This is a genomic window from Thiomicrorhabdus cannonii, assembly GCF_013391695.1.
Taxonomy (GTDB): Bacteria; Pseudomonadota; Gammaproteobacteria; order Thiomicrospirales; family Thiomicrospiraceae; genus Thiomicrorhabdus; species Thiomicrorhabdus cannonii.
Genome location: NZ_JACBGH010000004.1, coordinates 204,605 through 231,067, shown reverse-complemented (window position 1 = coordinate 231,067; position 26,463 = coordinate 204,605). Strand labels below are relative to the sequence as shown.

The 26,463-nt window shown below is 52.9% G+C and carries 25 protein-coding genes and 1 tRNA gene; 11 read left to right on the top strand and 15 right to left on the bottom strand.

Translation table 11 applies throughout. The annotated features are described in order from the left end of the window. The first annotated feature begins 157 nt into the window (after window positions 1–157). Complete coding sequence (locus HZ297_RS06825; protein WP_178862242.1) at window positions 158–2,980, top strand: sensor domain-containing protein; 2,823 nt, start codon at window positions 158–160, stop codon at window positions 2,978–2,980. A 69-nt stretch (window positions 2,981–3,049) separates the two neighbouring features. Here the strand turns inward: HZ297_RS06825 and HZ297_RS06820 are convergent, their stop codons facing one another. The 3 genes from HZ297_RS06820 to HZ297_RS06810 form a co-directional block, all read right to left on the bottom strand. Then, window positions 3,050–3,832: an EAL domain-containing protein gene (locus HZ297_RS06820; protein ID WP_178862241.1), complete on the bottom strand. Its 783-nt coding sequence runs from the start codon at window positions 3,830–3,832 to the stop codon at window positions 3,050–3,052. After that, window positions 3,829–4,419, bottom strand: a complete 591-nt coding sequence (locus tag HZ297_RS06815; protein ID WP_178862240.1) for a DUF4136 domain-containing protein — start codon at window positions 4,417–4,419, stop codon at window positions 3,829–3,831. Before HZ297_RS06815 ends, HZ297_RS06820 begins: the two co-directional genes overlap by 4 nt. A gap of 155 nt (window positions 4,420–4,574) precedes the next feature. Then, window positions 4,575–4,659, bottom strand: a tRNA-Leu gene (locus HZ297_RS06810). Window positions 4,660–4,815: 156 nt separating this feature from the next. On the opposite strand from HZ297_RS06810, the gene HZ297_RS06805 reads away from it, so the two are divergent. The 3 genes from HZ297_RS06805 to rsmD are packed head-to-tail and all read left to right on the top strand — an operon-like array spanning window position 4,816 to window position 7,072. Next, window positions 4,816–5,667, top strand: a complete 852-nt coding sequence (locus HZ297_RS06805) for a CvfB family protein (protein ID WP_178862239.1) — start codon at window positions 4,816–4,818, stop codon at window positions 5,665–5,667. After that, on the top strand, window positions 5,667–6,407 hold the full coding sequence (locus tag HZ297_RS06800) for an outer membrane protein OmpK (protein WP_178862238.1): 741 nt from the start codon (window positions 5,667–5,669) through the stop codon (window positions 6,405–6,407). The genes HZ297_RS06805 and HZ297_RS06800 overlap by 1 nt, the downstream gene beginning before the upstream one ends. Window positions 6,408–6,439: 32 nt before the next feature. Beyond that, window positions 6,440–7,072 carry a 16S rRNA (guanine(966)-N(2))-methyltransferase RsmD gene (rsmD, locus tag HZ297_RS06795; protein WP_343034772.1) on the top strand — a complete coding sequence of 211 codons (633 nt, stop codon included), beginning with the start codon at window positions 6,440–6,442 and terminating at the stop codon, window positions 7,070–7,072. 7 nt (window positions 7,073–7,079) lie between these two features. Here rsmD and HZ297_RS06790 read toward each other — a convergent pair whose 3' ends face one another. Beyond that, window positions 7,080–7,313, bottom strand: coding sequence for a DUF2789 domain-containing protein (locus HZ297_RS06790; RefSeq protein ID WP_178862237.1), 234 nt, complete (start codon window positions 7,311–7,313; stop codon window positions 7,080–7,082). Window positions 7,314–7,455: 142 nt separating this feature from the next. Here HZ297_RS06790 and coaD point away from each other — a divergent pair, with 142 nt between their 5' ends. After that, window positions 7,456–7,938, top strand: a complete 483-nt coding sequence (gene coaD, locus HZ297_RS06785; protein ID WP_178862236.1) for a pantetheine-phosphate adenylyltransferase — start codon at window positions 7,456–7,458, stop codon at window positions 7,936–7,938. 15 nt (window positions 7,939–7,953) lie between these two features. Here the strand turns inward: coaD and HZ297_RS06780 are convergent, their stop codons facing one another. Together HZ297_RS06780 and HZ297_RS06775 are read right to left on the bottom strand one after the other, a co-directional pair. Then, window positions 7,954–8,406, bottom strand: a complete 453-nt coding sequence (locus HZ297_RS06780; protein WP_178862235.1) for a hypothetical protein — start codon at window positions 8,404–8,406, stop codon at window positions 7,954–7,956. A 78-nt stretch (window positions 8,407–8,484) separates the two neighbouring features. Beyond that, window positions 8,485–9,396 (bottom strand): HPP family protein, encoded by a 912-nt coding sequence (locus tag HZ297_RS06775; protein ID WP_246261705.1) that lies wholly within the window; start codon window positions 9,394–9,396, stop codon window positions 8,485–8,487. 178 nt (window positions 9,397–9,574) lie between these two features. On the opposite strand from HZ297_RS06775, the gene HZ297_RS06770 reads away from it, so the two are divergent. The 4 genes from HZ297_RS06770 to modC all read left to right on the top strand — a co-directional run bounded on the left by HZ297_RS06770 (window position 9,575) and on the right by modC (window position 13,231). After that, window positions 9,575–10,384, top strand: a complete 810-nt coding sequence (locus tag HZ297_RS06770) for a TOBE domain-containing protein (protein ID WP_178862233.1) — start codon at window positions 9,575–9,577, stop codon at window positions 10,382–10,384. Between the two features lie 187 nt (window positions 10,385–10,571). Further along, the gene (gene modA, locus HZ297_RS06765) at window positions 10,572–11,345 is read left to right on the top strand and encodes a molybdate ABC transporter substrate-binding protein (protein ID WP_178862232.1); all 774 of its coding nucleotides are present in this window, start codon (window positions 10,572–10,574) and stop codon (window positions 11,343–11,345) included. A gap of 100 nt (window positions 11,346–11,445) precedes the next feature. Next, on the top strand, window positions 11,446–12,141 hold the full coding sequence (gene modB / locus HZ297_RS06760) for a molybdate ABC transporter permease subunit (protein WP_178862231.1): 696 nt from the start codon (window positions 11,446–11,448) through the stop codon (window positions 12,139–12,141). A gap of 1 nt (window position 12,142) precedes the next feature. Continuing rightward, window positions 12,143–13,231 (top strand): molybdenum ABC transporter ATP-binding protein, encoded by a 1,089-nt coding sequence (modC, locus tag HZ297_RS06755; RefSeq protein ID WP_178862230.1) that lies wholly within the window; start codon window positions 12,143–12,145, stop codon window positions 13,229–13,231. A gap of 49 nt (window positions 13,232–13,280) precedes the next feature. Here modC and HZ297_RS06750 read toward each other — a convergent pair whose 3' ends face one another. Together HZ297_RS06750 and HZ297_RS06745 are read right to left on the bottom strand one after the other, a co-directional pair. Further along, window positions 13,281–14,279: a glutamate--tRNA ligase family protein gene (locus HZ297_RS06750; RefSeq protein WP_178862229.1), complete on the bottom strand. Its 999-nt coding sequence runs from the start codon at window positions 14,277–14,279 to the stop codon at window positions 13,281–13,283. 108 nt (window positions 14,280–14,387) lie between these two features. After that, window positions 14,388–16,142: a choice-of-anchor I family protein gene (locus HZ297_RS06745; RefSeq protein ID WP_178862228.1), complete on the bottom strand. Its 1,755-nt coding sequence runs from the start codon at window positions 16,140–16,142 to the stop codon at window positions 14,388–14,390. 327 nt (window positions 16,143–16,469) lie between these two features. On the opposite strand from HZ297_RS06745, the gene HZ297_RS06740 reads away from it, so the two are divergent. Then, the gene (locus tag HZ297_RS06740) at window positions 16,470–16,976 is read left to right on the top strand and encodes a ferritin (protein ID WP_178862227.1); all 507 of its coding nucleotides are present in this window, start codon (window positions 16,470–16,472) and stop codon (window positions 16,974–16,976) included. 68 nt (window positions 16,977–17,044) lie between these two features. Here HZ297_RS06740 and HZ297_RS06735 read toward each other — a convergent pair whose 3' ends face one another. The 4 genes from HZ297_RS06735 to mutM all read right to left on the bottom strand — a co-directional run bounded on the left by HZ297_RS06735 (window position 17,045) and on the right by mutM (window position 20,646). Beyond that, window positions 17,045–17,443, bottom strand: a complete 399-nt coding sequence (locus tag HZ297_RS06735) for a hypothetical protein (RefSeq protein ID WP_178862226.1) — start codon at window positions 17,441–17,443, stop codon at window positions 17,045–17,047. 129 nt (window positions 17,444–17,572) lie between these two features. Next, a complete protein-coding gene (locus tag HZ297_RS06730) occupies window positions 17,573–18,262 on the bottom strand; it encodes a response regulator (protein WP_178862225.1) in 690 nt (229 codons plus the stop codon). Between the two features lie 57 nt (window positions 18,263–18,319). Further along, entirely contained in the window at window positions 18,320–19,717 is a 1,398-nt protein-coding gene (locus tag HZ297_RS06725; protein WP_246261703.1) for an ATP-binding protein, read from the bottom strand. A 71-nt stretch (window positions 19,718–19,788) separates the two neighbouring features. Further along, window positions 19,789–20,646 carry a bifunctional DNA-formamidopyrimidine glycosylase/DNA-(apurinic or apyrimidinic site) lyase gene (gene mutM / locus HZ297_RS06720; protein ID WP_178862224.1) on the bottom strand — a complete coding sequence of 286 codons (858 nt, stop codon included), beginning with the start codon at window positions 20,644–20,646 and terminating at the stop codon, window positions 19,789–19,791. A gap of 268 nt (window positions 20,647–20,914) precedes the next feature. Between mutM and HZ297_RS06715 the strand changes: the two genes are divergently transcribed. Then, window positions 20,915–23,587 carry a transporter substrate-binding domain-containing diguanylate cyclase gene (locus HZ297_RS06715; RefSeq protein ID WP_246261701.1) on the top strand — a complete coding sequence of 891 codons (2,673 nt, stop codon included), beginning with the start codon at window positions 20,915–20,917 and terminating at the stop codon, window positions 23,585–23,587. Between the two features lie 81 nt (window positions 23,588–23,668). Here HZ297_RS06715 and rpmG read toward each other — a convergent pair whose 3' ends face one another. From rpmG to HZ297_RS06700, 3 genes are all read right to left on the bottom strand, one after another. Beyond that, window positions 23,669–23,821 carry a 50S ribosomal protein L33 gene (gene rpmG / locus HZ297_RS06710; RefSeq protein ID WP_173274019.1) on the bottom strand — a complete coding sequence of 51 codons (153 nt, stop codon included), beginning with the start codon at window positions 23,819–23,821 and terminating at the stop codon, window positions 23,669–23,671. A gap of 10 nt (window positions 23,822–23,831) precedes the next feature. After that, the gene (gene rpmB / locus HZ297_RS06705) at window positions 23,832–24,068 is read right to left on the bottom strand and encodes a 50S ribosomal protein L28 (RefSeq protein WP_178862222.1); all 237 of its coding nucleotides are present in this window, start codon (window positions 24,066–24,068) and stop codon (window positions 23,832–23,834) included. A 274-nt stretch (window positions 24,069–24,342) separates the two neighbouring features. After that, the gene (locus tag HZ297_RS06700; protein ID WP_178862221.1) at window positions 24,343–26,328 is read right to left on the bottom strand and encodes an Aq_1262 family (lipo)protein; all 1,986 of its coding nucleotides are present in this window, start codon (window positions 26,326–26,328) and stop codon (window positions 24,343–24,345) included. Between the last annotated feature and the right edge of the window lie 135 nt (window positions 26,329–26,463).

The following is a 26,463-nucleotide window of genomic DNA, read 5'->3' as shown; positions in this document are numbered from 1 at the left end:
CGGTTTGCATCATTTTTTGAATTTAAGCTTTATAAAGCGGTAAAAACGCTTAGTGAATGCAGGTTGATGCGATTGTGAAGCGGATTGTTTTGGGGTTTAATAGCCCGCTAAGTTTTTGATTAACCCCGATTTATTCTTTTTAAGAAAAGCGTGTCTAATGCCCCATTCTCACTACCAGGCCAAATTTGAACGATTTGCGCGTTATCTGGGCGATAAGGTTTACTTTTATGCCCACGATCCGCAGGGTGTTTTTATCTATGTCAGCGATTCGCTCAGACAGGTTTTGGGGTATTCTCCGCAGGAATTCAAGCAGCATTTTGCGCATTTTCTGACCAATCATCCCGATAACAGCCTGGTTGAGGGCTATACGCAACGCTCTTTGCGGGGTGAGCAGGTGCCGGCCTACTCGGTCGAGGTGCGCCACAAGAACGGTGCGATCCTATGGCTCCAGGTGCAGGAGTTTGCGGTATTGAATGAGCAGGGTGAGATCATTGCCATTGAGGGGATCGCCACCGACATCACTGAACACAAAGCGTTACAGGAAGCGGTCAAAAAACAGAACGCGCGTTTGGCCAAGGCTCAGGAACTGGCGCACATGGGCAGTTGGGAACTGGATATGGTTGCCAATAAACTGAGTTGGTCGGATGAGGTCTATAAGATCTTTGAACTGGATCCGGCCAGCGTCGAGCCTTCCTATTCGCTGTTCCTGCAAACGGTGTTCGCAGACGACCGCGAGAAAGTCGATCGCGCTTATCAACGCTCCTTGCAGTTACGCCAACCCTACCGGATAGATCACCGTTTGCAGATGGCCGACGGGCGTATCAAATATGTGGTGGATGAGTGTGAAACCGATTTTGACGCGCACGGAAGGCCATTGGTTTCGCGTGGTACGGTGCAGGATGTGACCGCTATCTGGAATCTGAAGCAGCAGGTGATGCACGAGCAGGCTCTGTTGACGGAAACCGAGAATATCGCCCGCATCGGCTCCTGGGAGTGGGATTTGGTCACCAATGAGGTCTGGTATTCGGCCGGTTGCTACAAAATCAACGGGTTTGAAGCGGGCAGAAAACTTGTGTATGAGGACTTTCTAGCACAAGTACCGGCGGACGAAAAACCGGCGGTGCAACAGGTGATTCAACGGATCATTGCAAGCGGCGAGGAGCAGCAGCTGGTGCACTCTATCGTGCGCGCCGATGGCAGCACGCTCTATGTCTTGCAAAGGGGCGTTGTCCGCTACGACGAGTCGGGTCAACCGAAACGTCTGGTGGGCACTACTCAGGATATTACCCAGCAGTATCTGGCCGATCAGGCGCTGTTTAAACAGAAACAGTTGTTGAAATCGGTCGTCAATGCCACCTCCGATCTGATCTTCTTTAAAGACGCCGAGGGGCGTTATCAGGGATGCAACGAGGCATTCGGCGAGTTTGTCGGCAAAAGCGAGCAAGAGATTGTCGGCAAAACCGATTTCGATCTGTTTGATCCGGAGGTGGCGAGCTTTTTCAGAGAGCAGGACGCGGTGATGTTTGCCGGAGGTAAATCCCGCCAAAACGAGGAGTGGGTGACCTATCCGGACGGCCGTAGCCGGCTGCTGGACACGGTCAAGACACCTTATTATGGCGAGGATGGCACGCTGTATGGTTTGGTGGGCGTGAGTCGTGATATTACCGAACGCAAGCGCGCCGAAGACCGTTTGTACCATCTGGCGCATCACGACCCTCTGACCGGGCTGGCCAACCGCGAACTGTTCACCCGTCTGCTGGAGCAGGCGGTGGCCGATGCGCGCCGCAAACAAAAACAGCTCGCGGTGTTTTTTATCGATCTGGATCACTTCAAGCAGATTAACGACTCGATGGGGCATCATGTGGGCGATCAGGTGCTGGAGCTGGTTTCGCAGCGTCTGGTTTCCGCCATTCGTCAGTCGGATATTATCGCCCGTTTGGGCGGCGACGAATTTGCCGTACTGCTGCGCGATTTTGAATCGCCGGATGACATGGTGCCGTTGGCCGAGAAGATGCTGAAGGCGCTGGAAAAATCGCTGCAGGTGGATAACAGCAAGTTTTATGTGGGGGCGAGCATCGGTATCAGCATCTACCCTCAGGATGGTCTGACTTCGGAGGTGCTGCTGCGCAATGCCGATGCCGCCATGTACCGCGCCAAAGGCAACGACCGCAATACCTATGCGTTTTATACCGACGAGTTGACGCGTAAGGCGTTGCAGCATGTTCAGCTGGAAAGCGAACTGCGGCGCGCCCTTAAACATGCCGAGTTTGAGCTTTATTATCAGCCTAAATACGACTGCCGTACCCAGCAGATAGTCGGTTCGGAAGCCCTGATTCGCTGGAACCATCCGCACAAAGGCTTGCTGATGCCGGGGGCGTTCATTGCCGAAGCCGAGAAAAGCGATTTGATTATCGAAATCGGTGAATGGGTGATGAGGGAGGCCTGCCGGCAGAATGTGCAGTGGCGTCAGCAGGGGCTGAATCCCGGCAAGGTTTCGGTGAATCTGTCCGGCAGGCAGATCAGCAAGTTCAGTTTGGTGGACACGGTCAAGCAGGTGCTGGACTCCACCCAATGCCAGCCGCAGTGGCTGGAGCTGGAGGTCGTCGAGCGCTTTGTGATGGCCTCGCCCGAACAGGCGTTAAAGGTGTTTGAGCAGATTCATGCGCTCGGTGTGCAGTTTGCCATTGATGATTTCGGCATCGAGCACTCTTCGTTGGTCTATCTCAAAAAACTGCCGCTGAAGACCCTGAAGATAGACAGTTCCTTCATACGCGATGTGCCCGAAGACAAAAACGATATGGCGATTATCCAGGCTATTCTGGCCATGGCCAAAAGCTTGGGGTTGACGACGGTGGCCGAGGGCGTTGAAAAGCCCGAACAGCTGGCGTTTTTGCTGGAGCAGGGCACGGATCTGTTCCAGGGGTTTCTGCTAAGCCGTCCTTTGCCGGCGAAGACGTTTGAAGCGCTGCTCAAGGCGTAAGCGACGGCGTTGCCTTATGGCTGTTTAGCCGCGGCAAAGAGCGGATTCAGGACGCCACGTCGCGCGACTCTAAAATGCGTCCAGAAAGCTGAAATCCACTTCCGGCAGGGCTTCAAAGGCCGGTTTGGCGAAAAAGTAGCCTTGCATCAGGCGCACACCACGGTCATAGAAGTAGCGAGTCTCCTCAACGCACTCCAAGCCCTCTGCCAAGACGGTGATTTTGAGTTCCTCGCACATTTTTAGCAGGTGTTTCATAATCACTTGCTTGGTGTGGTCCTGATGGATATTGCGTACCAGTTCCATATCCAACTTCAGTACATTGGGTAAAAAATGCGCGAGCATATTCAGGCCGGCGTGACCTGCGCCAAAGTCGTCCAAAGCGGTCACAAAACCCTGTGTCTGGTAATACTGAAAGATTTTGGTCAGATGTTGTGGATCGGCGACGTGTTCGGACTCGGTCACCTCGAACATGATGTTTTCAACCGGAAAATTAAACTGTTTGGCTGCCTGTAATGTGCTTTGAATGCAATGTTTGGGTTCATAGACCGCATTGGGCAGAAAATTGATGCTCAAAATACAGTCCATTTTCAACTGGCTGGCCAGGGCGATGGCTTTGACCCGGCAGGCCTGGTCGAAAGCGTAGCGTCTGTCGTCGTTGACCCGTTTGAGCACGCTGCCGGCGGTATGATCCTGCAAATCTCTCACCAGCGCTTCATAACCGAACACGCGCCGGTTTTCCAGGTCTACAATCGGTTGAAAGGCAAAGCTGAAGTCAAAGCCCAGCGGCGCATGACATTGTTTGCAGCCGGGCGATCGATTTTCCTGACAGAGTTCGATGTCGTTTGCTCTCATTGCGACTCCTTTGGTTGAGAAGAGGGCGGGGCGGGCGGAAATTGCGCGAGTATTTTGGAGACGACCGCCTGGATATAATCGGTAGTCTGTTGAGGGGTGGCCTGTTCAGTGATTAACGCCGGACTGCTGCCGCGCCATAGCACCCGCCCGTTGATATCCAAAATATCGATGATTAGGCGACCTTCCTCCTCTTCATAATATTGGGGTGGGGTTTGCCACATGATTCCGCTGTGGCGGCTGAAAGCGCCAAAACCGAAGGTCGGGGTCAGCGGGTCGGGGCGCAACACCGTTTTGACTTCAATGTGATAGGTGATATAGGCATTGGCGTTATCGCTCTGCAGGCGCAGGCCTTGGGCATTCAGGCTGCGTGCAGTCGCCTGTTCGATGCGTTGCGCCAGCAGCGGATGCTGCTGCGCGAAAACCGCCGCTTTGGGAGAAACCTGCATCGACTCCGGCAGCCATTGCAGGGTTTTAATGGCCTTTAAATTAACCTGCGGGTCATAATCCTGATAGACGCTAATGCCGGAACAGCCGCCGAGCGCAAACAGCGTTAGCATTAGCCAGAAGGTGCGTATTAGGTGTTTCATGGCGACTCCTGCGGTGATTTTGGACAAACATAGAGTTCATTTTATGTTTTTTTTGCCGGCGCAGGGAGAGCTTTGTGGTTTCGTCGCGGAATAATCTGCAGGATGCAGAAAACAAAAAAGCCCGTGCCAAAAGAGGCCACGGGCTTTATAAATAGTGGTGCGGATGGAGAGACTCGAACTCTCAAGGATTGCTCCACACGGACCTGAACCGTGCGCGTCTACCAATTCCGCCACATCCGCAAGCGGTAAGGCGTGAATTTTAGCATTTTGGTATGGCGCGTCAATAGGGTATGAAAAATTTAATTGCATGGGACCCGTATCCGGCTGCGAAAGTTCGGTATCGTTTTCGTGCACTGGTTACAATGTGTCGCATAACAGTAGGGGTGTAACAGCAAAATGAGACAGCAGGTCGCAGTTGGACAGTTTAATCGGCTTAAAGTAGTCAAAGAGGTTGAGTTTGGCCTCTATCTGGATGGCGGGCGTTTGGGCGAGGTATTGCTGCCTAAGCGTTATGTTCCTGCCAATACGAAAATGGGGGATTGGCTGGAGGTGTTTATCTACCTCGATTCTCAGGACCGGCTGGTGGCGACCACCGAAAAGCCGTTGGCGAGTGTCGGCGAAGTCGCCTATTTGCGCGTTACCCAGGTTAACCGCACCGGCGCTTTTTTGAATTGGGGGATGCCCAAAGACCTCTTGGTGCCCTATTCCGAGCAGCGTGTGCCGATGGAGGCGGGTCGCTCTTATGTCGTCTATCTGTATCTGGACAACAGCGGGCGCATCGCCGCGTCGAGTAAATTGAGTTTGTATCTGGACGAGCACAACGCTGATTTCAAAAGCGGACAGGCGGTCAATCTGCTGGTTGCCAGCCGCAGCCAGATGGGCTATACCGCCGTCATCAACGGCACGCATCTGGGATTGATTCATCATTCGGAACTGCTGCAGCCGCTGCACATGGGGCAGAAGGTTAAAGGCTATATCCAGTCGATCCGTGACGACGGCAAAATCAATCTGACGTTGCAGCAACCCGGGCAGGCGGGCAGGGATGAGTTGGCCGAACAGATTCTGCAGCATTTGCAGGAACAAGGGGGGCGTTCCGATTTAACCGATTACAGCGCGCCCGAGGCGATTTTTGCACAATACCGCGTCAGCAAAGCGCGTTACAAGAAGACCTTGAGCCAACTTTACAAAGCCCGCAAGATCGAAATCTTTGACGACCATATCGCCCTGGCTAAAGGCAAGAACCGATAATGAAACGCATAGGGTTCTGGGCTTGTTTGTGGTGGCTGGCGTTGCCGGCGCAGGCGTTTGAATGGCAATATAATGCGTTACTGGCGCAACAGGCACAGGGGTTCAAGTCGGTGGCCGACCAGAGCCGTTTTGCGGCTAAGGTATTCACCTTCGAGCATGCCGACGGCTGGGCGTATGGTTCCAACTTTCTGTCTGTCGATATGACGGTGCCCGAGCGGGGTGACCATCAATTTTACGGCGAGTTTTCGCCGAGCCTTTCATGGAAAAAACTGTTTGCACTCTCGGCACTGCCCGTTTGGTTGAAGGATGTGAGCTTCACCGCGACCTGGGAAAAGGGGGAGTATGCAGAGGCCAAGTTGATTGGCTTGGGCGTGGATTTAAACCTGCCGGATTGGGATTTTTTGAAGCTGGCGCTGTATCAGCGTTATTCCAGCAGCGATTTTTATGCGGGCGATCAGGGTTCGGCGCCGCAGTTGACGGTGGTGTGGGTTCGAGATTTCTCAACAGGCCGGGTCAATTGGTTGTTTGAGGGATTTATGGATTACGCCTGGGCCGAAAGCACTCTGGGTAGAAGCGATCGTATGTTGATTCAACCGCGTTTGATGGTTGATATCGGTGCCTGGTGGGATCAGCCTAAGCACTGGTGGTTCGGGGTGGAGCACAATTATTGGCATAACAAATATGGCGTCAAAGGGGTCGACGAATCCGTGACCCAGGCGGCCATCAAGTGGCAGTTCTAAGTGGCAGTTCTAATTGGCATCAAGAGGGTATCGTGAGCAAAGCGCATAAACAGGGGCGAATCAAAACCGCCCAACGTCAGCCGCCGGGCAAAACGGCTTCGCCCAATGGTTTGGGCGAGGTGCGCATTATCGGCGGGGATTGGCGCGGGCGCAAGCTGCCGGTCTTGACCGCGCAGGGGTTGCGCCCGACCTCCGACCGGGTGCGTGAAACGCTGTTCAACTGGTTGCAGTTCGAGATTGCGGGGGTGGCCTGTCTGGATGTCTTTGCAGGATCGGGTGCTTTGGGGTTTGAAGCCTTGTCGCGCGGCGCCAAAAGCTGTGTTTTTCTGGAGTTGGGCGCCGACAATGCGGCGCAGTTGCGCGCCAATGCAAACCGCCTCGGCACAAACAGCGCCGAGGTGGTGCTAACCGACAGTTTGCAGTGGCTGGCACAACCGGCCAAAAGTACGTTTGACGTGGTTTTTTTAGACCCGCCGTTTAATCAAGGGCTGATGCAGCCCGCGGTGGATCTGTTGTTCCAAAACGGCTGGCTGCAAACTGAACAGGCCTGGTTGTATCTTGAGCAGGAGAAAAACCTGCCGTGGCCGACGCTGCCGGAGGGGTGGCTGTGCCACCGCGAAAAAACCACCTCTCAGGTGCGTTTTGGTCTGTTCCGCCGGGGTTAACCTTTTTCTATCCGCGTAGTCGGGCATCCAGATGATCGACGACCTCCGCCCAGTCGGCATCTTCGGCAATGGCCTGCCGGAGAAAAGCGGCTTGCGCGTCTGTCCAAAAAGACGCGTCAGCCAAGGGGATAGCGCGATCCATGCCCTGATGGGCGCCAATAAAGCGGTCGATCGCCTCATCCGTATCGGCCAGGCCGAGTTGTGCAAACAGGGCGTTCAAGTTGTGGTCGGGCGTTTCCATGGTTTTATCCTTGAATTTAAAAAGAAAAACGGCAGTTTCCATAACAACTGAATTTTTATCATACGCCTTTTTTTAGCGGCCGCAAAGCCGGCGGTTTGCGGTATCATAAGCGCTTCATTTAACTTCTTCAGTGAATCTTTACATGAGTATTACCGCCATCTATCCCGGTACTTTCGACCCGATTACCTGCGGGCATTTCGACTTGATTGAACGCGCGGCGCGTTTTTACGACCGTCTGGTGATTGCCGTGGCCGACAACCGCAATAAAAAGTCGTTGTTTACATTGGAAGAGCGCGTGGCCTTGGCCAAGGAAGTGACCGCACAGATGCCGAATGTCGAAGTATTGGGATTCAGCGGCCTGCTGGTGGATTTTGTACGCGAGATTAACGGCAATGTGCTGCTGCGCGGTCTGCGCGCCGTGTCCGACTTTGAATACGAATTTCAGCTGGCGTCGATGAACCGCAAACTGGCACCGGAAGTCGAGACCATGTTTATGACCCCGGCGGAGCAGTATGCGTTTATCTCGTCGTCATTGGTGCGCGAGATTTCGGCACTGGGCGGGGATGTCAGTGAGTTTGTGCATCCGCGTGTGGCCGAAGCCTTGCGCAGCAAAAACAACCAATAAAGCAAGCCAACATCACTAGCGGTTGACGGTTTCCAGATAGTAAGGAACCTGCACCTGCTTGCCGTCTGGCTGGTGGATAATCACGGTGATCTGCCACTGCATGGTCTGATTGGTGCAGAAGGCCAGCATGGACGTACCGACAAAGCGGTTGGGTTTGGTGGAAGTCAAGGTGACGCGGTTGTAGCCCATATACATATTGATGCCGGAAATATCCAGCTCCACCTTCTGGGCGGGCAGACCGTTAATATCGGCTTCGATGCCGAGCGGTTTGGCGATGGGAATCGGATGCGGGCTGATTTTCAGGGTGACACTGGCATTGCCTTGGGTAACCGTGCAGCTTTGCTGGTGCAGGCTACACTCTTTGAGCAGCGGCCACTGTTCGACATTCTCCGGCGCGTTGCGCTCGCAGCCGTAAAGTGCGCCGACAGCCGGCAGCATGGCAAGAAAAATAACAGCTAAACGTTTCATCATGGCCTCATCATACTGGCTTTTTAGAGGGGCTACAATCCCATCCTGCTACGCGTCGCGCACTCTCGATGCGCGTGATTATCTGACCCTTACCCACGCGCCGTTTTCTAGTTTCACCTCATACGCCGCCCAGCGGGCAAACTCCTGACGTGTCACGCAGTCGGAGCGTTTGGGCGCCTGTCCGACTATCTGCCGGAATATCACCCAGTCTTTGTCGGGGTTGGACTCTTTTTGTTCATCGATAATCTGGCGGATGCTCCAGTCTTCGCCGAAACAGCCGTTGCTGTAGCATTTGCCGAGCTGAATCTGGTCGGCCGTCAAAATAGCGTGCTCTTTGGCATGCAGATTCGCCAGTTGAAAAATCCGCTTCAGCTCTTCCTCATGCACATCGACAAACGAATCGATGGATTTGAGTGCCGCCAGAAAGTCTTCATGCTGTAACGGCATGGCGGCGCTGGAAGCGCCCGATTTGGCGGCTTGCAGCTTGGCCGGATAGCGCCGCCAGGCGAACAGATTGTTGAAGAGCACGGCCAGCAGAACGATGGCGAGGGCATTGATGAGCACCGGGGTCACCACAAATTGATAACCCAAGGAATGAATGCTCTCTCCGCCGATAATGGCGGTCAGCGCCGTGGCGCCGCCGGGCGGATGAAGACAGCCCAGATAATACATGGCGGTGATGCTCAGGCCGACGGCCAGGCTGCCGGCGATGACCGGGTCTTTGATCCAGAGCGCGCAGCTCACGCCGATAAAGGCGGAGGTTGCATGGCCTCCGATGACTGACCAAGGTTGCGACAGCGGGCCGTGCGGAACGGCAAACAGCAGCACTGCGCTGGCTCCCATCGAGGCGACGATGCCCCAGGCGGGTTGCAGCTCCAAGAAATGCAGGCTGCTGAACATCACCAGCAAAATCGCGAGGAAACCGCCCAATCCGGAGAGCAGTTTTTCGCTGTGGCTGGTAATGCGGTTAAGCGGCCAAATTTTTTTCAAAATCGGTTTGTTCGGCATTTTGCGTTCGGCGAAGCATAAGAGATGGTTTCGGTTAATAAGAGGTTGAACATAGCATGTTTATGGATGAACTACAATGCATCCGCATCGTGACGGTCGGCTTGACTTGCTTTAGGTAATCTTTATAATTCACACGTTATGTATTAAAGGTAATAGCTAAATGGAGCATGGGCAACCCGAACAGTTGGTGCAATCCTTTTTGATGGGCAGCAAGCAGACCCGTTCCGGGCAGCGCCGCCTGTTGCTGTTGAGCAAGATTGCCACCTTGGGATCGCTGTCGTCGGCCGCGCGTGCCTGCGGCATGAGCTACAAAGGCGCCTGGCAAGCGATTGAGGCGATGAATCTGGCCGCCGGCGAGGAGTTGGTCATTGCGCAGAAAGGCGGCAGCGGCGGGGGCGGCATGGTGCTGACGCCGGCCGGCGAGCAGCTGGTGGCGGCCTATCACCTGTTTAACGAGCAGATGCAGCACTGGATGCGCGAGTTGGAAAAACTCTCGCCGGGGGTGCTCAGTCAGTTGGAAATCATGAGGAAAATCGCCATGCGAACCAGTGCACGCAACCTGTTTCACGGAACGGTCAAGGACATCAAGAAAGGGCCGGTCAACAGCGAAGTGGTGTTGTCGGTGGGGCAGGGTTTGGACGTGGTGGCGCAGATCACGCCGGAAAGTCTGGAGCGCTTGGGGCTGGAGATCGGTGCCGATGCCTATGCGCTGATCAAGGCAAGCTGGGTGATTTTGAGCGAAGACACCGCCGGCCGTTTCAAAGTCAGTGCGCGCAACCAGTTTTGCGGTCATGTCAGCGCGATTGAGAAGGGCGCGGTCAACAGCGACGTGACGCTCGAGCTGGGCGACGGGCAGCGCGTGTCGGCGATTGTCACCAATACCAGTCTTGAAGAGATGGGCTTGGAAGTGGGCGGTCGTTGCTGCGCTTTGGTGAAATCGAGTCATGTGTTGTTGGCGGTAGCGGATTGATGTAAGCCTAAAACCACGAAGTTCACGAAGAACATGAAGGTTTTTAAAACACTTTTTATTTAATCTTCGTGCGCTTCGCGTTCTCTGTAGTTTAAAAAGCTCACCCTAAATGGGTGACGCATTCATTAAAAAATTTGCCTATCGATATGTAGTTAAGTTTATAAAAGTGTTCAGAAGGGAGAAAATGATGAAACGTTTATTGGGAGTGATGGCGTTGGGTGTGTCAATGGGGGCGGCGCTGTTGGGCAGTGCGCCGGCGATGGCGGATACGGCGAATATCGCGGTGGCGGCGAACTTCACCAAAACCATTGAAGAGATCGGGCAGGTGTTTGAAAAGCAGACCGGCCATCAGGTGAAGTTTGCTTTCGGGCCGACCGGCAAACTGTATGCGCAGATTAAAAACGGCGCGCCGTTTGACGCCTTCTTCGGTGCGGACGAAAAGCGTCCGTTGAAAACTGCGGAAGATGGTATCGGCATCGAGAAGAGTTATTTTGTCTATGCTCAAGGGCAGATTGCGTTGTACAGCGCCAAGTATCCGGTGGCCGAGCACGCCTTGGAGGTGTTGAAAGAGGCCAAGTTCAACCATTTGGCCATCGCCAATCCCAAAACCGCGCCTTACGGCGAGCGTGCCGAGGCCTATTTGCAGAAAGTCGGTTTGTATGACGGCGTCAAAGCCAAGCTGGTCAACGGCGAGAGCATCGCCCATGCGTTTCAGTATGTGGTGACCAATAACGCCGAAATCGGTTTTGTCGCGCTGTCGCAGTTGGTTGACCCGCAAAGTCCGGTCTATCAAAAAGGCCAGTATTGGATCGTGCCGCAGTCGGAATACAAGCCGATCAACCAGGGCGCGATTCTGACGCAACGCGGTGCCAATAATGTGGCGGCCACGGCGTTTATGGAGTTTGTCAAAACGCCTAAAGCGATTGAAATCATCCAGCGTTACGGCTATAACGTGCAATAATTTCTGCTTGTTATTGCCGTTGTAAAAACTCAACAGGCCGGGTTGGCAAGGATTGACCCGGCCTGTTGAGTTTTTGCGGCGCGTTTTTTGGGAAAGTTTTATGCTTGAACTCTTTGGAACTTCGGTGAATCTGGCGCCGATCTGGCTGACTCTGGAAGTGGCGGCGATCACCACCGTGGTCTTGCTGCTGCTGGGCACGCCCTTGGCGTGGTGGATGGCGAAAATGCGCTCCTCCAACAAGGTGGTGCTGGAAGCTCTGGTGGCGTTGCCGCTGGTGCTGCCGCCGACGGTGCTGGGTTTTTATCTGTTGATTATCTTTAATCCTACCGGCCCGGTAACCGAGTTTTTGCGCTTTTTCGGCTTTGAAGGGCAGTTGACCTTTAGCAAAACAGGTCTGGTGATCGGCTCGGTGTTCTACTCGTTGCCGTTTGCGGTGCAGCCGTTGATGCACGCCTTCGAGGCGATTCCGCAGCGTCTGCTGGATGCGGCCTCAACCCTGCGCGCGAGTTTTCTCGACCGTTTTTTCACGATTGTGGTGCCGCTGTCGCAGCGCGGTTTTCTGGTGGCGGCGACCTTGGCGTTTGCGCACACCGTCGGCGAGTTCGGCGTGGTGCTGATGGTGGGCGGCAATATCCCGGGGCAGACGCGTATGGTGTCAATCGACATCTTCGACCATGTGGAGAGCCTAGAATACGATCAGGCGCACATCTTGTCGGCGATGATGCTGATTTTCTCGCTGTGCGTGTTGATGTTGGTGTACGGCCTTAACCGTCGTTTTGGCGTAAAGGTGGGGTGAGATGGCCGCTATTCATGTAATTCAAGGACATTTGAAACTGCTTTTGGGCCATTTTCAGCTCGACAGCGGCGAATTTGAACTGCCGCTGCAGGGGGTGACCGTGCTGTTCGGGCGTTCCGGCAGCGGCAAGAGCACGTTGTTGCGCGCCATCAGCGGGTTGGATAAGCAGACCGAAGGGCTACTGCGCGTCAACGGCCAAGTCTGGCAAAACGGCAAGCACAGCCTGCCGACGCCACAGCGCCATATCGGTTTTGTGTTTCAGGACGCCGCGCTGTTTCCGCATATGAGCGTCAGACAGAATCTGCTGTACGGTTTGAAGCGTCTTCCCAAAGCGGAACGCAAGGCGGCCGAAGCCGATTTTGAAGGCATCGTCACACGGGTCGGCATTGCCGACAAACTTGATCGTGGCGTCAATTTTCTGTCCGGCGGCGAGCGCCAGCGCGTGGCGATTGCGCGGGCGTTGCTGATGCGTCCCAAACTGTTGTGCATGGACGAGCCGCTTTCCGCGCTGGATTGGCGCTCCAAAAGCGAGCTGCTGAAATTGATTGAGGACGTGGTGGCCGAATACCGCATTCCGATGCTGTACATCACCCATGCGCCGGCCGAGGTGGAACGCTTGGCCGACCGCGTGGTGTTTATGAAAGACGGTCGCATCGAGACGATTGAAACGTTGCAGGAGGCGTTGGCGCGTCCCGACTCGCCGCTGTTTGACGATCAGGGGGCGGTGTCGGTGCTGCACGGTCAGCCGTTGCCGTCGCAAGAGGGGTTGCATCCCATCCGTTTGGGCTCAGACACCTTGTGGTTGTCCGAAGGCGCGGACACGCAGCGCGAGCAGGTGCGGGCGCGCATTCTGGCGCGCGATGTCAGTATTGCGCTGTCGGATCCCAAGGATTTGAGTGTGATCAATCACCTTTACTGCGAGATTGTCGAGTTGGTTGAAAGTGCCGCGCCGCGTTTACTGGTGCGTTTGCAGATGCAGGACGGGCAGAAACTGTTTGCTGAAGTCACTACCCATTCCGCGCGGCGATTGGGCTTGCAGCCGGGGCAGAAGGTGTATGCGTTGATCAAGGCGGTGTCGTTGACCGAGTAGGCGGGTTAAGAAGCCGCTTGTTTAGGGTAGTCTGCTCAGGGCAGTCTGCTTAGGGCAAACTGTCTTCTAGCGCGTGGCGCAGGTCGTGAAGTGTGCCGAGCAGCGCAACGCTGTGCTCCGGCAGGCCGATCCAACCGGCAAACTGGCGAATCAGTTCGGCGGGGTGCAAACCGCTTTCGGGCAGCGGATGCGCCTGCGAGCCGGTGGATTTGGCGAGCTTGTGGCCGTGGTCGTCGGTGAGCAGCGGATGGTGCCACACCGCCGTTTGCGGATAGTGCTTGAGTTGCAGCGCCTGCGCCAGCACATTCTGAAAACGGCTGGAATCGAGCAGGTCGGCACCGCGAATCAACAGCGAAATGCGGTCATGCTCGTCGCGCCACACCGAGGCGAGCTGGTAGCTGGCGTAGTTGTCGCGACTCCAGATCACGGTGTCGTCAACCGGCGGCATGTTGGGTAATCGGGCGGATAACCCGGCCTGTTGAGTTTTTTGCGGCCAATTTTGCGGATGCGCTAGTTTGTAGGCCGCAAGCCGCAAGGTGTTGATGCCGGGCTGCCAGGGTTTGTTGAGGTTTCGGCAGTGGCCGGGGTAGGTCGGACCTTGGCCTTGCAGCTGTTTGCGGGTGCAGTCGCAGGCATACGCCAAGCCTTTTTCCAACAGGCTTTCGGCGAGGGTTTGCAACCCGGCCTGTTCAGTTTGAAAACTGAATTTTTTTTGTTCGGCCACAGTCTGCGGGCCGAAGTCCCAGTCCAATCCGAGCCAGTCGAGCGTCGTAAAAATCGCCTCGATATATTCCGGTCGGCTGCGCGTCGGGTCCATGTCGTCGATGCGCAGGCCGACTTCGCCGCCGCTGATTCTGAGTACCAGCCAGTTCAGCAGAAAATTCATGATATTGCCGCGATGCAGGTAACCGGATGGGGTCGGCGCCAGGCGGCCGCGCCAGGGTGTTTGATTTGGAAGGTTGGAGAAAAGTGCGTTCAAAGACGCTTCTTCGCCGTTGGCGGTGTGAAGTGTGAGGTGGGGCGGGATAATGGCGGGCGTCGGCTTCATAAGCCGATAATGTACCCGTTCGTCGCGCACAGTCAAGGGCGCGCTGTTTGGGCCGGACAAAAAAGCCGGCACAGGGCCGGCTGGATAGTTTTATGGCATTCTCTCCATTTAAGGCTGCAAAGTGTTCACCTCAATCGTGTAGAAGGTGGTGCTGCCGCTGACTTCGTTGCCGACCATCAGCATCGGCTTGCCGCTCGGACTGTGTTCGGCGGAAACGAACTTAAAGCCTTCCGGACCGTAGTCTCCGTTGACATCGTCCTCGGCTTGCTGCGTCATATCGCGGTTATTGATGTATTGCTCAAACGTCGGGCTGAACGGGTTGGAAACGTCGTAGACCATAATGCCGCCCATGCGCTCCAGGCCGATAAAGGCGTAGGTGTGGCCGTTGATCTGGCCGACGGTCAACGCTTCGGGTTCCGGTCCTTTGTTATCGGAACGGTCGTCGCCAGTTGTTTCGGCGTTATCGTTGTTGAAGCCTTCACCGAAGCGGTTGGCGGTAATTACTTCAAAATCGCTGCCGGAGTCGAATACCTGTTCCCCGGTTTCAGCATCGTAAATGGAGAAGGAGCGCCCGCCGTAGGCATAGAGTTTGGTGAATTCGGTGCCGCCGTTTTTGGTTACGGTGGTGTGGTAGGAGAATTTCAGGCGATACAATTCATTATCTTCGCCGAATCCGCCATTCGCTGAGGCAAACGGATTGCCTTCTGAATCAACCAAGGTGACATTGTCGGCACTGTAATAATCTTTGGCTGAGAACTCATCGACGCAGTTGTCGCCCGCATCGAAAAAGTAGCCAGATGCTTCACAGGCCGCCTGGTCGGTCACGTTTGCCAGCCAGTCGGCACGTGAATCGCCTTCATTGGCTGTCAATAGATAGGTTTTGCCGTTGAAGGTCATGCTGGCAATACTGTCAGGCATATACATACCCATAACCGGCCAGTTTTTGATATTCACGCCATCTTTCTGGCTGGCATCCAGTTCGTTGCCGGGAATAGAGTGATCCTTAAAGCCCATGCCAAAGATGCGGTCAATCTGTTTAGTTTCTAGATCCACGACTGCAATCGCGTTATTTTCCTGTAATGCGACATAGGCGGTTTGGCTATCGCTGCTGACCGCGATGTATTCAGGCTCCACGTTCTGGGCGACGCTGGCATTGAAGCCGTCGATGACCATTTTATCGGTAGGTAGTTCGGCATGGCGTGTACCGCCGACGTTAAAGTCTGTAAAACCCAATTCAGTCAGGGTCGTGTTCAGTGCAGTGCCGTTCCAGGTAATGTCGATGACGGCGATTTCACCCTCCGGGTCAATAGTGTAGTCGTCGTTTGGCTCACCTTCGATGGCGGCAAGCACTTTGCTGCCGTCTGGCGTAAAGGTGACCATGTCAGGCAGTGCGCCGACTTGCACTGAGGTGAGATAGCTCAGATCAGAAATCTTATAGAAAGCGACCCAGCCGTTATCTGTTTTTTGGGCGGCTTCCATGGCGACGGCCATCAAGCCGTTATGTACCGTCACGCTATTGGCCGCACCTACCAGATTTGCATCGGCAATATCACCGGCTGTTTGCATATCGGCCGCAATGTTCAACGATTGCACCAGCAGAGGTTGGGAAGGTGTGCGACTATCCAGTACATCCACTTGGCCGGAGTTGGCATTGACCACAAAAGTCTGCTGTGTTGTGGCGTCGTAGGTAACGATTTCAGCGGCGCTCTGGTCAAAAATGCCGGACGCATAACGTCCGGTTTCGTTCAGGCTGATGATTTGGCTGGCGGTATCCGTACCGTTTTGGCCGTCTTTGCCATCTTCTCCGGCGCAGGCGACTAAGGTCAGGGAGAGTACAGCGGCTGCAATGGGTTTAAGTTGCATGGGTATTCCTCGTCTCAAAAAAAACGTTAAAAATAAATGGCTTAGATGGACGATTCTAGTCGTAAGGAAAGCGGGTTCGGTTAAGGAGTTATGATGATTTTTTGAAGGTTATATTAAGATTGGTTAGTTGGTGAAGAGGTGGAGTCTGCTCGAAATCAAATGACATTGAACTTTGTCTATTATTTAAATGTTCTTTAAAATCAATAGCATGTTTATTTTTCAGAATAAATAGTTCTGTTGTAACGCTGGTTATTTGGGGTTAAGATGCTTTGAGCAATAGTTTAAAGTTATCAACTTGAGTATTTCGATTAGGTTAAGGAGAAGGTTATGTTAAAGCCGGAAATCGCGAAATTATTGGGTGAGCAGGTCAATGCGGAGTTTTATGCGTCGAACGTCTATCTGCAGTTGAGCGCCTGGTGCGAGTCCCAAGGTCTGGAGGGCGCGGCGCTGTTTTTCAGGGGACATAGTCTAGAAGAGCGCACCCACATGGACAAGATTTTTGATTATTTGTGCGAGTGCGGCATTCCGGTCACCATTGGGGCGATCGCTGCGCCGCCGACGCAGTTTGCCAATTTGATGGAGGTCATCAATGCCGCTTACCAGCATGAATTGAAGGTATCGGCGATGATCAAGAACATTGCCAACCAGGCATTCCAGGCGCAGGACTACACCACGTTCAATTTTATCGAGTGGTTTATCGCCGAGCAGCATGAAGAAGAGGTGTTGTTTGGCAAGATTCTGAGCAAAGCGAAAATGCTGGGGTTTGACGGATCGCCCGGTCAGGCGTTGCATCACATGGATAACTTCCTGCGCGCGGTGGAACAGCACGCTTAAGTTCGTTTAGATGAGTTTTGAGACGATTCCAACCCACCTTTGCAGGTGGGTTTTTTTATGGACGTGATTCAGTACCGGTGGGAATGATGTAAGGCTCGCTGTGCACGCAATTCGCGCCATTGATGGCGTTGATGCGGGGTGAGCACGCCGTGCAGGTGCTTGATGTGTTGGTGTCGCAGTGCTTTGCGTTCGGCCTGGTGGTCTTTGAAAAGCACGCGTAATTCCATCATCTGACCGGGCGACAGTTGCAGCGCCACGCGCATTCTGTCGAGACGGTGTTCGTGCCGGGCGTGATGCATGCGGTGCGATGGATGGGCGTGTCCGTGAAACATTTTGGCATGATGGTGCGGTTTGTGGTGTTGCGGTTGATGGTCTGCCGGCTTGTCATGCGCCATAAGCGAGCCGCTGCCCAGCAGCATGGCGGTACCGATAAGGGTGAAAAAGGTTTGGCGTAATGTAGTTTGCATGATCGTCATCCTCTTGTTGGATTGGCTGAACGGGTTGTACGGGTTCAGTATGCAAAACAACTGTGCAAACTTTATGCAGCAAATGGACAATAAATCGGCAAGTGTTTACGCCGGTGCTTACGCCGGTGTTTACGCCGTTTTTTCGGGACTTTCAGGCCATTCGAATTTGTAGCCCACGCCGTAGACGGAGTGGATGATTTCCTTGTCGGTGAGTTCGGCGGCGAGTTTGTGGCGCAGTTTTTTGATATGGCTGTCCACGGTGCGGTCGGAGACCACGCGGTGGTCGGTGTAGATGTTTTCGATGAGCTGGCTGCGCGAATAGATGCGGCCGGGCGTGTCGCTCAAGAGTTTCAGCAGGGCGAATTCCACGGCGGAAAGCGGGCAGCTGCGGCCTTGGTAAACGACCTGATAGCGTTCGGCGTCGAGGTGGAAGTCGTGGTTGGGTTGGGTTGCTTGGCGTTGGCTGCGGCGCAGCAGGGCTTTGACGCGGGCGACCATTTCGCGCGGGCTGAAGGGTTTGCACAGGTAGTCGTCGGCGCCGAGTTCCAGGCCGAGAATGCGGTCGATCTCTTCAACCCGTGCGGTCAGCATCATAATCGGAATCTGGCTGAATTCGCGCACCGCTTTGCAGACTTGCAGCCCGTCCATGCCGGGCAGCATCACATCCAGCAGCATCAAGTCGGCGTCATGCGCTTTGAGCCACGCCACCACCTCGTCGCCGCGTTCAAGCAGATGGGTTTCATAACCGTGGCTTTGCAGATAATCGCGTTCTATTTCGGCGATTTGCGGTTCGTCTTCAACAATTAAAATCCGTGTCATACGCCCTCCAAAGGGTTTTGCATGTTTGCGTGTTTTAAAAACTCAACAGGCCGGGTGTCAACTGGCCTTGGGCAAGCTGATTTGCAGGTGCAGCCCGCCCAGTGCCGAAGGTTTGGCCGTAATGCTGCCTTGGTGCGCCTGCACGATCTGCTGCACAATCGCCAGCCCCAAGCCGCTGCCGCCGTGGCGGCGGTTGCGTGAGGCTTCGGTGCGGTAGAAACGCTCAAACAGGCGCGCGCAGGCGGTCTCACTCACGCCGGGAGGCGTGTCCTGCAGGTCAATCAGCAGCTGGTTTGGCGTGGCCGTCAGGTTAAGCGTGACCTGGCCGGGCGCATCGGTATAGGAAAGACTGTTGAGCAGGATATTGCGGATCAGCTGTTGCAGGCGGTTGGCATCACCCGTCAGTTCGGCCTCTTTGGCCTCCAGCTGCCATTCGAGGCGAAGCCCTTTGGCGCTGAAACGGGGCTGCAATGTCAGCAGCTCGGTTTCCAATAGTTCGCTAAGATCCAAACGTTCCATGCGGTATTGCAGGCCGCCGACATCGCTGAGGCTGAGTTGGTAGAGGTCTTCGATGAGTGTGCCGAGATGCTGCACCTCTTCCTGCAAAGCCTGCAGGTTGCGCTCATTGGCCGGGCGCACGCCGTCCTGCATGGCTTCGATGCTGCCGCGCAGAATGGTCAGCGGCGTGCGCAGTTCGTGCGAAACGTCGGCAATCCACTGATTGCGGCTGTTCTGGCTCTGCTCCAAGGTGCCGGCGAGATGGTTGAAGTCGTGCTGCAGCTGACCGAACTCGTCCCGGCGGTCGTTGCTCAGGCGCGTGCTGTAATGGCCCAGTGCCAGCTGGCGTAATCCGTGGGTGAGTTGTTGGATGGGTTTTAACAGGTGGTTGGCGAGCGGCCAGAGCAGCAGCGCGCCGATCAGACTCACCAGCAAGGCACCCCAGGTGAGCATTTTGGATTGGGTTTGGGCAAATTCAATATCCGCCTGTTCGCTGAGTTGGCGGCGGTGGTTGAAGCTGAGTTGGCCGATGGCTTGGTTTTGCAGCGTCAAGGGTATCGTGACGCTATGCGGCTTTTGCAGCGGGCCGTAGAGCAGATTGCCTTGGACATCCAGCAGGCTGACGCGCTCCTCGAATTCGTCGGGGGTGAGGGTGCGGCGGCTGGGGCGCACCAGAAATTCCAGCGGAATGTCGGTCTGCGTCAGATCGACACGGTGCGACAGGTTGAGCAGTCGCAGCCAGACGGTTTGCGGCACCTGGTTAAGCGAATCGGTGTGGGAGAGCTGTAAATAGTGCTCGATATTGTGCTGCAAGCGTTGCAGGCGCGCCTGGTCGCGCTGATCGACATATTGCAGCAGCGTGCTGTGTAGAACGTAATGATTGCTCCACAGCATCAGGCCGAGCATCAGACCGCCGAACAGCAGCAGCCAGAGCATGAGTTTGTGACGAATTCGCATAATGAGTTCTCCGTTTTTATCGGATTACTATAGGCGATTTGGCGCTTGTAACCGTGCAAAAATTGCGCAAGTTATTTGGCTTTCGTTTTGACTTTGGTTCGCTTGAGCGGCTGGCAGTGCGGGCAGAAATAGCTGGCGCGCTGGTTGAGTACCATGCGTTCGATCGGCGTGCCGCAAACTGAACAGGCCAGGTTATCGCGACCGTAGACATGCAGTTTCTGTACAAAATAGCCGGGCTTGCCGTCCGGCGCCATAAAGTCTTTCAGTGTGGTGCCGCCCTGTTCAATCGCCGCCGCCAGGACTTGCTTGATGTGGTTGGCGAGTGTTTCGCACTGCGCGCGGCTGAGCGTATTGGCCGGCGTTTGCGGGTGGATGCCGCTTAAAAACAGCGACTCGTTGGCGTAGATATTGCCCGCGCCGACCACAATATGGCTGTTCATCACCAGCGTTTTGATGGCCACCGTCCGGTTGCGGGTTTGTTGATAAAAATAGTCGCCGTTAAAGGCGTCGCTTAAAGGTTCGGGGCCGAGTTTGGCGAGCAGTGGATGCTTTTCCAGCTCGCCGGAGGAGTGCGAATGCCATAAAAAAGCGCCGAAGCGACGCGGGTCGTTAAGGCGCAGCAGCCAGCCGTTTTCCAGTTCGAGGTCGATATGGTCGTGCTTTTGCGCCGGCGTGCCGATGGGCAGCACCCGCAGATTGCCGGACATGCCCAGATGAATCAGCAGGGTGCCTTCTTCAGTTTGCAGCAGCAGGTATTTGCCGCGCCGGCTGATCTGATGGATTTTCAGGCCGGGCAGAATATGAACCAGATCGGCATCGACTTTCCAGCGCAGATGCGGGTTTCTGACGATTAGACGCTGAATCGTCTGTTGATCGGTTTTCGGCAAGATGCCTTTGCGGGTGGTTTCGACTTCGGGTAGTTCGGGCATGGTGATTCGTGTTTCTTGATGATCAGGCCGGTTATTGTAAACAAATTCTGGTGTTAACAGGCAGGTTGCATGCACATCAAAACCGCCTGTGGATAAGTTGTGAAAAACCGGGTTTTTGCGTTTCTTCTGCGCATCTTAGTATTGATTTAAGAGAGAATTTCATTAAATGAACGTTTGCACCTATAATCACAGGAATAAACCTTTTTAAATTTTTGGGTGGTGGATGCGTTTATTCTCGAAAACAGGGTGGTTGTGTTGGCGCGGTTGTTTGACCGTTTTTCTGGTCATTGTTTCGGGGTACGTGTCGGCAGCGGCGCCTGCCAAAGGATTGCAACCGGTTTCCGTGCAGATTAACTGGAATCACCAGTTTCAGTTTGCCGGTGTGTATGCGGCCATTCAACAGGGGTATTATCACGACGAAGGCTTGGATGTGACCGTCAAGTCCTGGAAGTCGGGCATTCAGGTGGTGGATGAGGTGGTTTCCGGTCGTGCCGATTTTGGTATCGGTTACGGCGCCATGGTGGCGGACTATGCCAAGGGCGCGCCGATTTCCTTAGTGATGGCCTCCTTCCAGTTTTCGCCGATTGTGCTGTTGTCGCACGACCCCTTGCATGATTTAAGCGCCATGTCCGGCAAAAAGGTGATGCATTACGGAAACCTGCAGGTGATAGCGCTACTCAATAAGGCACAGGCGGTGGTGGAAAAGCCGATTGAAGAGGTGCCTTCCAGCGGCGATTTGAACGACTTTATTGACCGCAAAATCGATTTTTATACCGCCTACTACACCAATGAACCCTATCGTCTGACCGAACAGGGCGTTCCTTTTTATACTCTTGATCCGAAAACCTATGGCGTGCAAAGCTATGGCGATCTGATTATCACCTCTTCCAAATTGGCGACCGTGCATCCCGATATGGTGTTGAAGTTCAAGCGCGCGACGATTCTGGGATGGAAGTATGCAATCACCCACCAGAAAGAAGTGGTGGACTTTATTATGTCCCATTACCCGGTAGTGAAATCGCGCGACGCACTATTGGCGGAAGCGCGTGCCACCGTGCGTTATGTGCAATCCGGTCATACGCCGATTGGCAATGTGGAATTGCCCAAACTGCTCGCCACCGCGCTGGATGCCAAGGAGGCGGGGCTGATTTCGGAGGAGCAGCTGGATCGTCTGGATATCAAAGGATTTGTGTTTAACGAAAACACGCCGGTTTATACGGCGGAAGAACGGGCCTATCTGCTGAAGCATCCGGTGGTCAGGCTGGGCAACGATCCGGATTGGGAACCGTTCGAGTTTATGGATCCCGAACAGGGTTACAGCGGCATTACCGCGGAATATATCAAGCTGTTCGAGTCCCGGTTGGGGTTGAAGTTTGAGGTTCTGAAAGACAAAACCTGGCCCGAGGCGGTGGAGTTGGCCAAGCAAGGCAAGGTGGATATGTATGCGTGCGCCGTGGCGACCCCCGAGCGTCAGGAGTACATGAATTTCACTTTGCCCTATCTCTCTTTTCCGATGGTCTTGGCGGCAGGCAAAGAGGTGCCGTTTATCGATGATTACAGACTGCTGAACGATCAGACCATTGCGGTCGTCAAAGACTACTGGTCGCACGAGTTTCTTAAAACGCACTATCCCAAAATCAATCTGGTGCTGGTCGATACGGTCAAGCAGGGCTTGGATGCCGTGCTCGAAGGCAAGGCGATGGGGTATCTCGGCAATCTCGCGGTCATCAACCACACCCTTCGCAAGAACGGTTTGGAGGGCATCCAGATTGTAGGCCAGTTTGACGAGCGGTTTGAACTGTCGATGGGGGTGCAGAAAGATAATCCGTTGCTGTTCAGCATTATACAGAAAACCTTGAATTCGCTTCCGGACGAGGAGCGTCAAGCCATCTACAACCGTTGGATCAAGCTGGAGATGGTAAACAAGGTCAATCTAAAAGAAGTATTGGAAATCGTCATTCCCGCCGTGCTGATTATGCTGGGACTGCTTGTGTTGCTGCTGGTTTACGCTTATCAGAAACGCCGCCAGAAAGCTTATATCAGGCAGATTCACGAACTTTCTTATGCAACCGAGATTGATTTGAAGTCGATGAAAATCCTTGCCGCAGCAGATTCGTTTTCCATTCTGAGCGGCTATAGCCACGATGAATTGATTGGAATGGACTATTTGTGTTTGGTGGGAGAGAGTATTTCGCCTGAACAGATCCAGGCCATTTACGCTCACGTTCAGTCCGGCCATACCTGGCAGGGAGAAGTCGAGGCCAGAACCAAGCAAGGACAGCCTTATTGGATTAATTTGACCTTAACCCCTAAGAAAAATTTGAGGGGTGAGGTCGTCGCTGTGCTGGCCACGCGTGTGGATATTACCGATAAAAAACGGATCGAACAGCTTTCCATTACCGATGATCTGACCGGATTGTATAACCGCCGTCACTTTAATACGGTGCTGGAGCAGGAATTGCGCCGCATGCATCGCGAAGGCCATGGGCTGGCGGCAGCCATGTTCGATATCGATTATTTTAAAGCGATTAATGACTCATACGGCCATCAGTACGGCGACAAACTGCTGAAAATGACCTCGGATAAGATCAAGACAGGTTTTCTCCGCGCCAATGACTTTGTATTCCGCCTAGGGGGCGAGGAGTTTTTTGTCTTGTCGGTGTTCGCTTCGCGCGAAGAGTTTGAACTGCATCTGCAGGAGGTTTGCAAAGAGGTGGAGCAGATGGGGGTTGAGAGCCGCACCTCGCCTTATGGCGTTATGACCATTTCCGCTGGCGGGTATTATGTCGAACCGGGTGAGGAGATGGATTCCAAAACGCTTTATCAGTATGCCGACGAAATGCTCTATTTGGCGAAGACTCAGGGGCGTAACCGTGTCGTGGTGTTTAATCCTCAGGCCAATAGTCAGCCATCCAACACTAATCATCCATCCAAGGGGTAGTTTCGGTTTGCCCGGTTTGTTGCGGGCATAAAAAAACCCGATCTTTTGAATCGGGTTTCATCAGCTAAACTTGGGTAAAGTTTATTTGATTTTGGCTTCTTTGAACAAGACGTGCTTACGAACGATAGGGTCGTATTTCTTGATCTCGAATTTGCCAGCCATGTTCTTCTTATTCTTATCAGTAGTGTAGTAATAAGCAGATTCAGTTGACTTTAGTTTGATCTTATCGCGCATGGCTGTCTCCTTAGACCTTCTCACCACGTGAACGCATTTCAGCGATCACCGCGTCAATACCGTTCTTGTCGATGATACGCATACCTGCAGTAGATAGGCGCAGTTTTACAAAACGGTTCTCAACTTCTGACCAAAAACGGTGCGTTTGCAGGTTTGGCAAAAAGCGACGACGTGTTTTACGGTGAGAGTGAGAAATATTGTTACCGACCGCAGGACGCTTGCCTGTCACTTGGCATACTCTAGACATTTCACAATCCCTCTAAAATAACGAAAATACTGAGAACGTTTAACGCCACCCAGCTTTTCTGTAAAAAATAAAAATATTCGAATATTTCTATATTTAGCACACGTTAAACAACGCGCAAAAAATAAGAAGCGGAATTATCCACAAAAAACCATTGAATTGCAAGTAATTATTCTTGAATTCAATAGGATGTCCGCTTCACGCTCTCCTGGATGATTTTATCTTGGTGCTTGTTTAAAAATTGGTTGTTGGATTCCGGTTCTTTTACCTTATAGTGTTATTTATCTGCGATATAAGGAACATATTCAGGGAAGTATGTTCCACCGTTTTCGAAAGGCAGATCTTTGTTGATCAGCGTGATTGAGTCGCCGGCTCTGTAATCAAATCTGGTCGGTTCATCAAGTTGCACGGATCTTTCGGTAATAATCTCGCCAAATTCGTAAGCTGTACCATCAATTTTAAGGGCAGTCTGATCTGGTAGACGATAGTGATGATAGTTGCTAGGAGTTTGTGCAAAGACGTCTTTCCCATATTTATAGCGTTGAGTTGCAACAACCTGGCGATAACGTTGAGCGTTGGCGAGGGCAAAGTCTTCTGATGGATAAAGTAAAAAGCTCTTTATGGTTCCATCATTGTCTAGATAATCACCGCGCTCGACAAATTCTCTTAGTAGAGTTTGACGTTGTTCACTGGTATTTTCAAAGTCTTGAGCTGTTGTGGTATCCAGGGTCGGCCAATCGTATGAATAACCGTTTGTTTGAGTAATAATGTTCTGGAAATTATTTTCATAAATAGGTGGCACCTCGCCATATAGACTAGCTCCCACTACATAACTCAAGAATAGTCCAAATTCCCCCATGCCTTTTTCACGGTTATTGGGTTCTTGAATGGTCGATTTAACGCTGCCGTCTGAATTGATGGTGAATCCAAGATAATTCATTTCTTGCCAGCCTAAATTATTCGGTAGTTTTCTAGGAAATGCCCAGGTGCTATCCACAGTGCCCCCCGTTCCGCTGGAAAAGTTAGGGAATTCGGTATTTTTAAAACCGGAGTGACAACCGATACATTGAGTCAGTTCCTCTGTTGTCTGAGGACGTAAAATACCATCCTTGTTTTCAATAAAGCCGGACAAAATCCAGCCGGTTCCGTTATAAACCCAGCCTTGCTCATTGTTTCCGTAGATAGAATCACCTTCGCCACTGCCTGGTGTAGAGCCCATCGGATCATAGCTTTCATATTTGTACATATAACGGACTTCTTTGACTCTTTGAGCGCGCGTTCCTGTGAATTGACTGACTGCATTAATGTCATCGGCTTCCATATCAACATAGTGCAAAGGGTGCGCAAATTCTGTTCCTTTTGGATAGGCTCCTCGAAGCAGAGTTTCGTCATTAGCCATCCCTGCATAGGTTGTTTCCTCCAGGGCACCAAGTTCATCCTTAATGGCTTTTTCCAATAGATCTAAATTCGTCTGATAGGTGGTCAGATCAAATTCATTATTTTGGTTTTTCATGAATTTTTCAGGTAGACGGATATAGATACCGGATACCGATCCGCTGATTGGGGTGAAAATCCCATAAGGCATGAAGTTAATGGCACGCCAGCCAGTGATGCCGCCCTTCGCATCTGTAAAGAAGGCATTTTCAGTATTGGTTGTTCTCACAAAGCCATCGGAATCCGCAGGTAAATCTTGTGGGTTAAGACCCGGTAGGAGACGCATTGCATTTTCATAACCGCTATCCCAATCTTTTGGTGAGCCTAAACGCTGATTAAAAGCAGCCTGCCAGTTATCTGTTCGAATATAAGATTGCATGTCCCAGTCATTCATGACAATGCCTAACTCCGCAACATATTGCGCTAATTTTTCCGGATAGAGTGTGTTTTCCCAGCGGTTGATTGATGCATAGGGAGCAGTGGTGCTTAATGGATCAAAACCATAGTCAATCTGCAAATTCAAGCCAGGAATGGCTCCCGCTTGTGGATTGTTGTTTCCAACTCCTAAGTGATATAGACCATTGGTATGACAGAATAGGCAAGCGTTCTGTCTTCCATTGCTGGTTTCGATATAGCACTGTGCAGGAACATTTGCGTAAGGATTTGTAAAGGTTATAGGGTTAAAGTATTTTCCAATGATATTGGGCGTTGCAATGATTTCGTCACTATCGTTATTCAAACTGGTATCGTTGGAATCGGTAGGTTGGCAACCCGCATTAAGAATGATTAATGAGGAAGCGATAAAGAACAGATATTTAAGCATGATCATTGTGCGTCTTTTAATTTAAAGAATCTAAGGAAAAAGCATCTGGCAAGACATTGAGATGATTTTTCTTTAAATACTTGCTGGAGATAAAGGAACAAAGCCGGCACTGTTGCCGGCTTTGTTGTGATTAGCTCACGG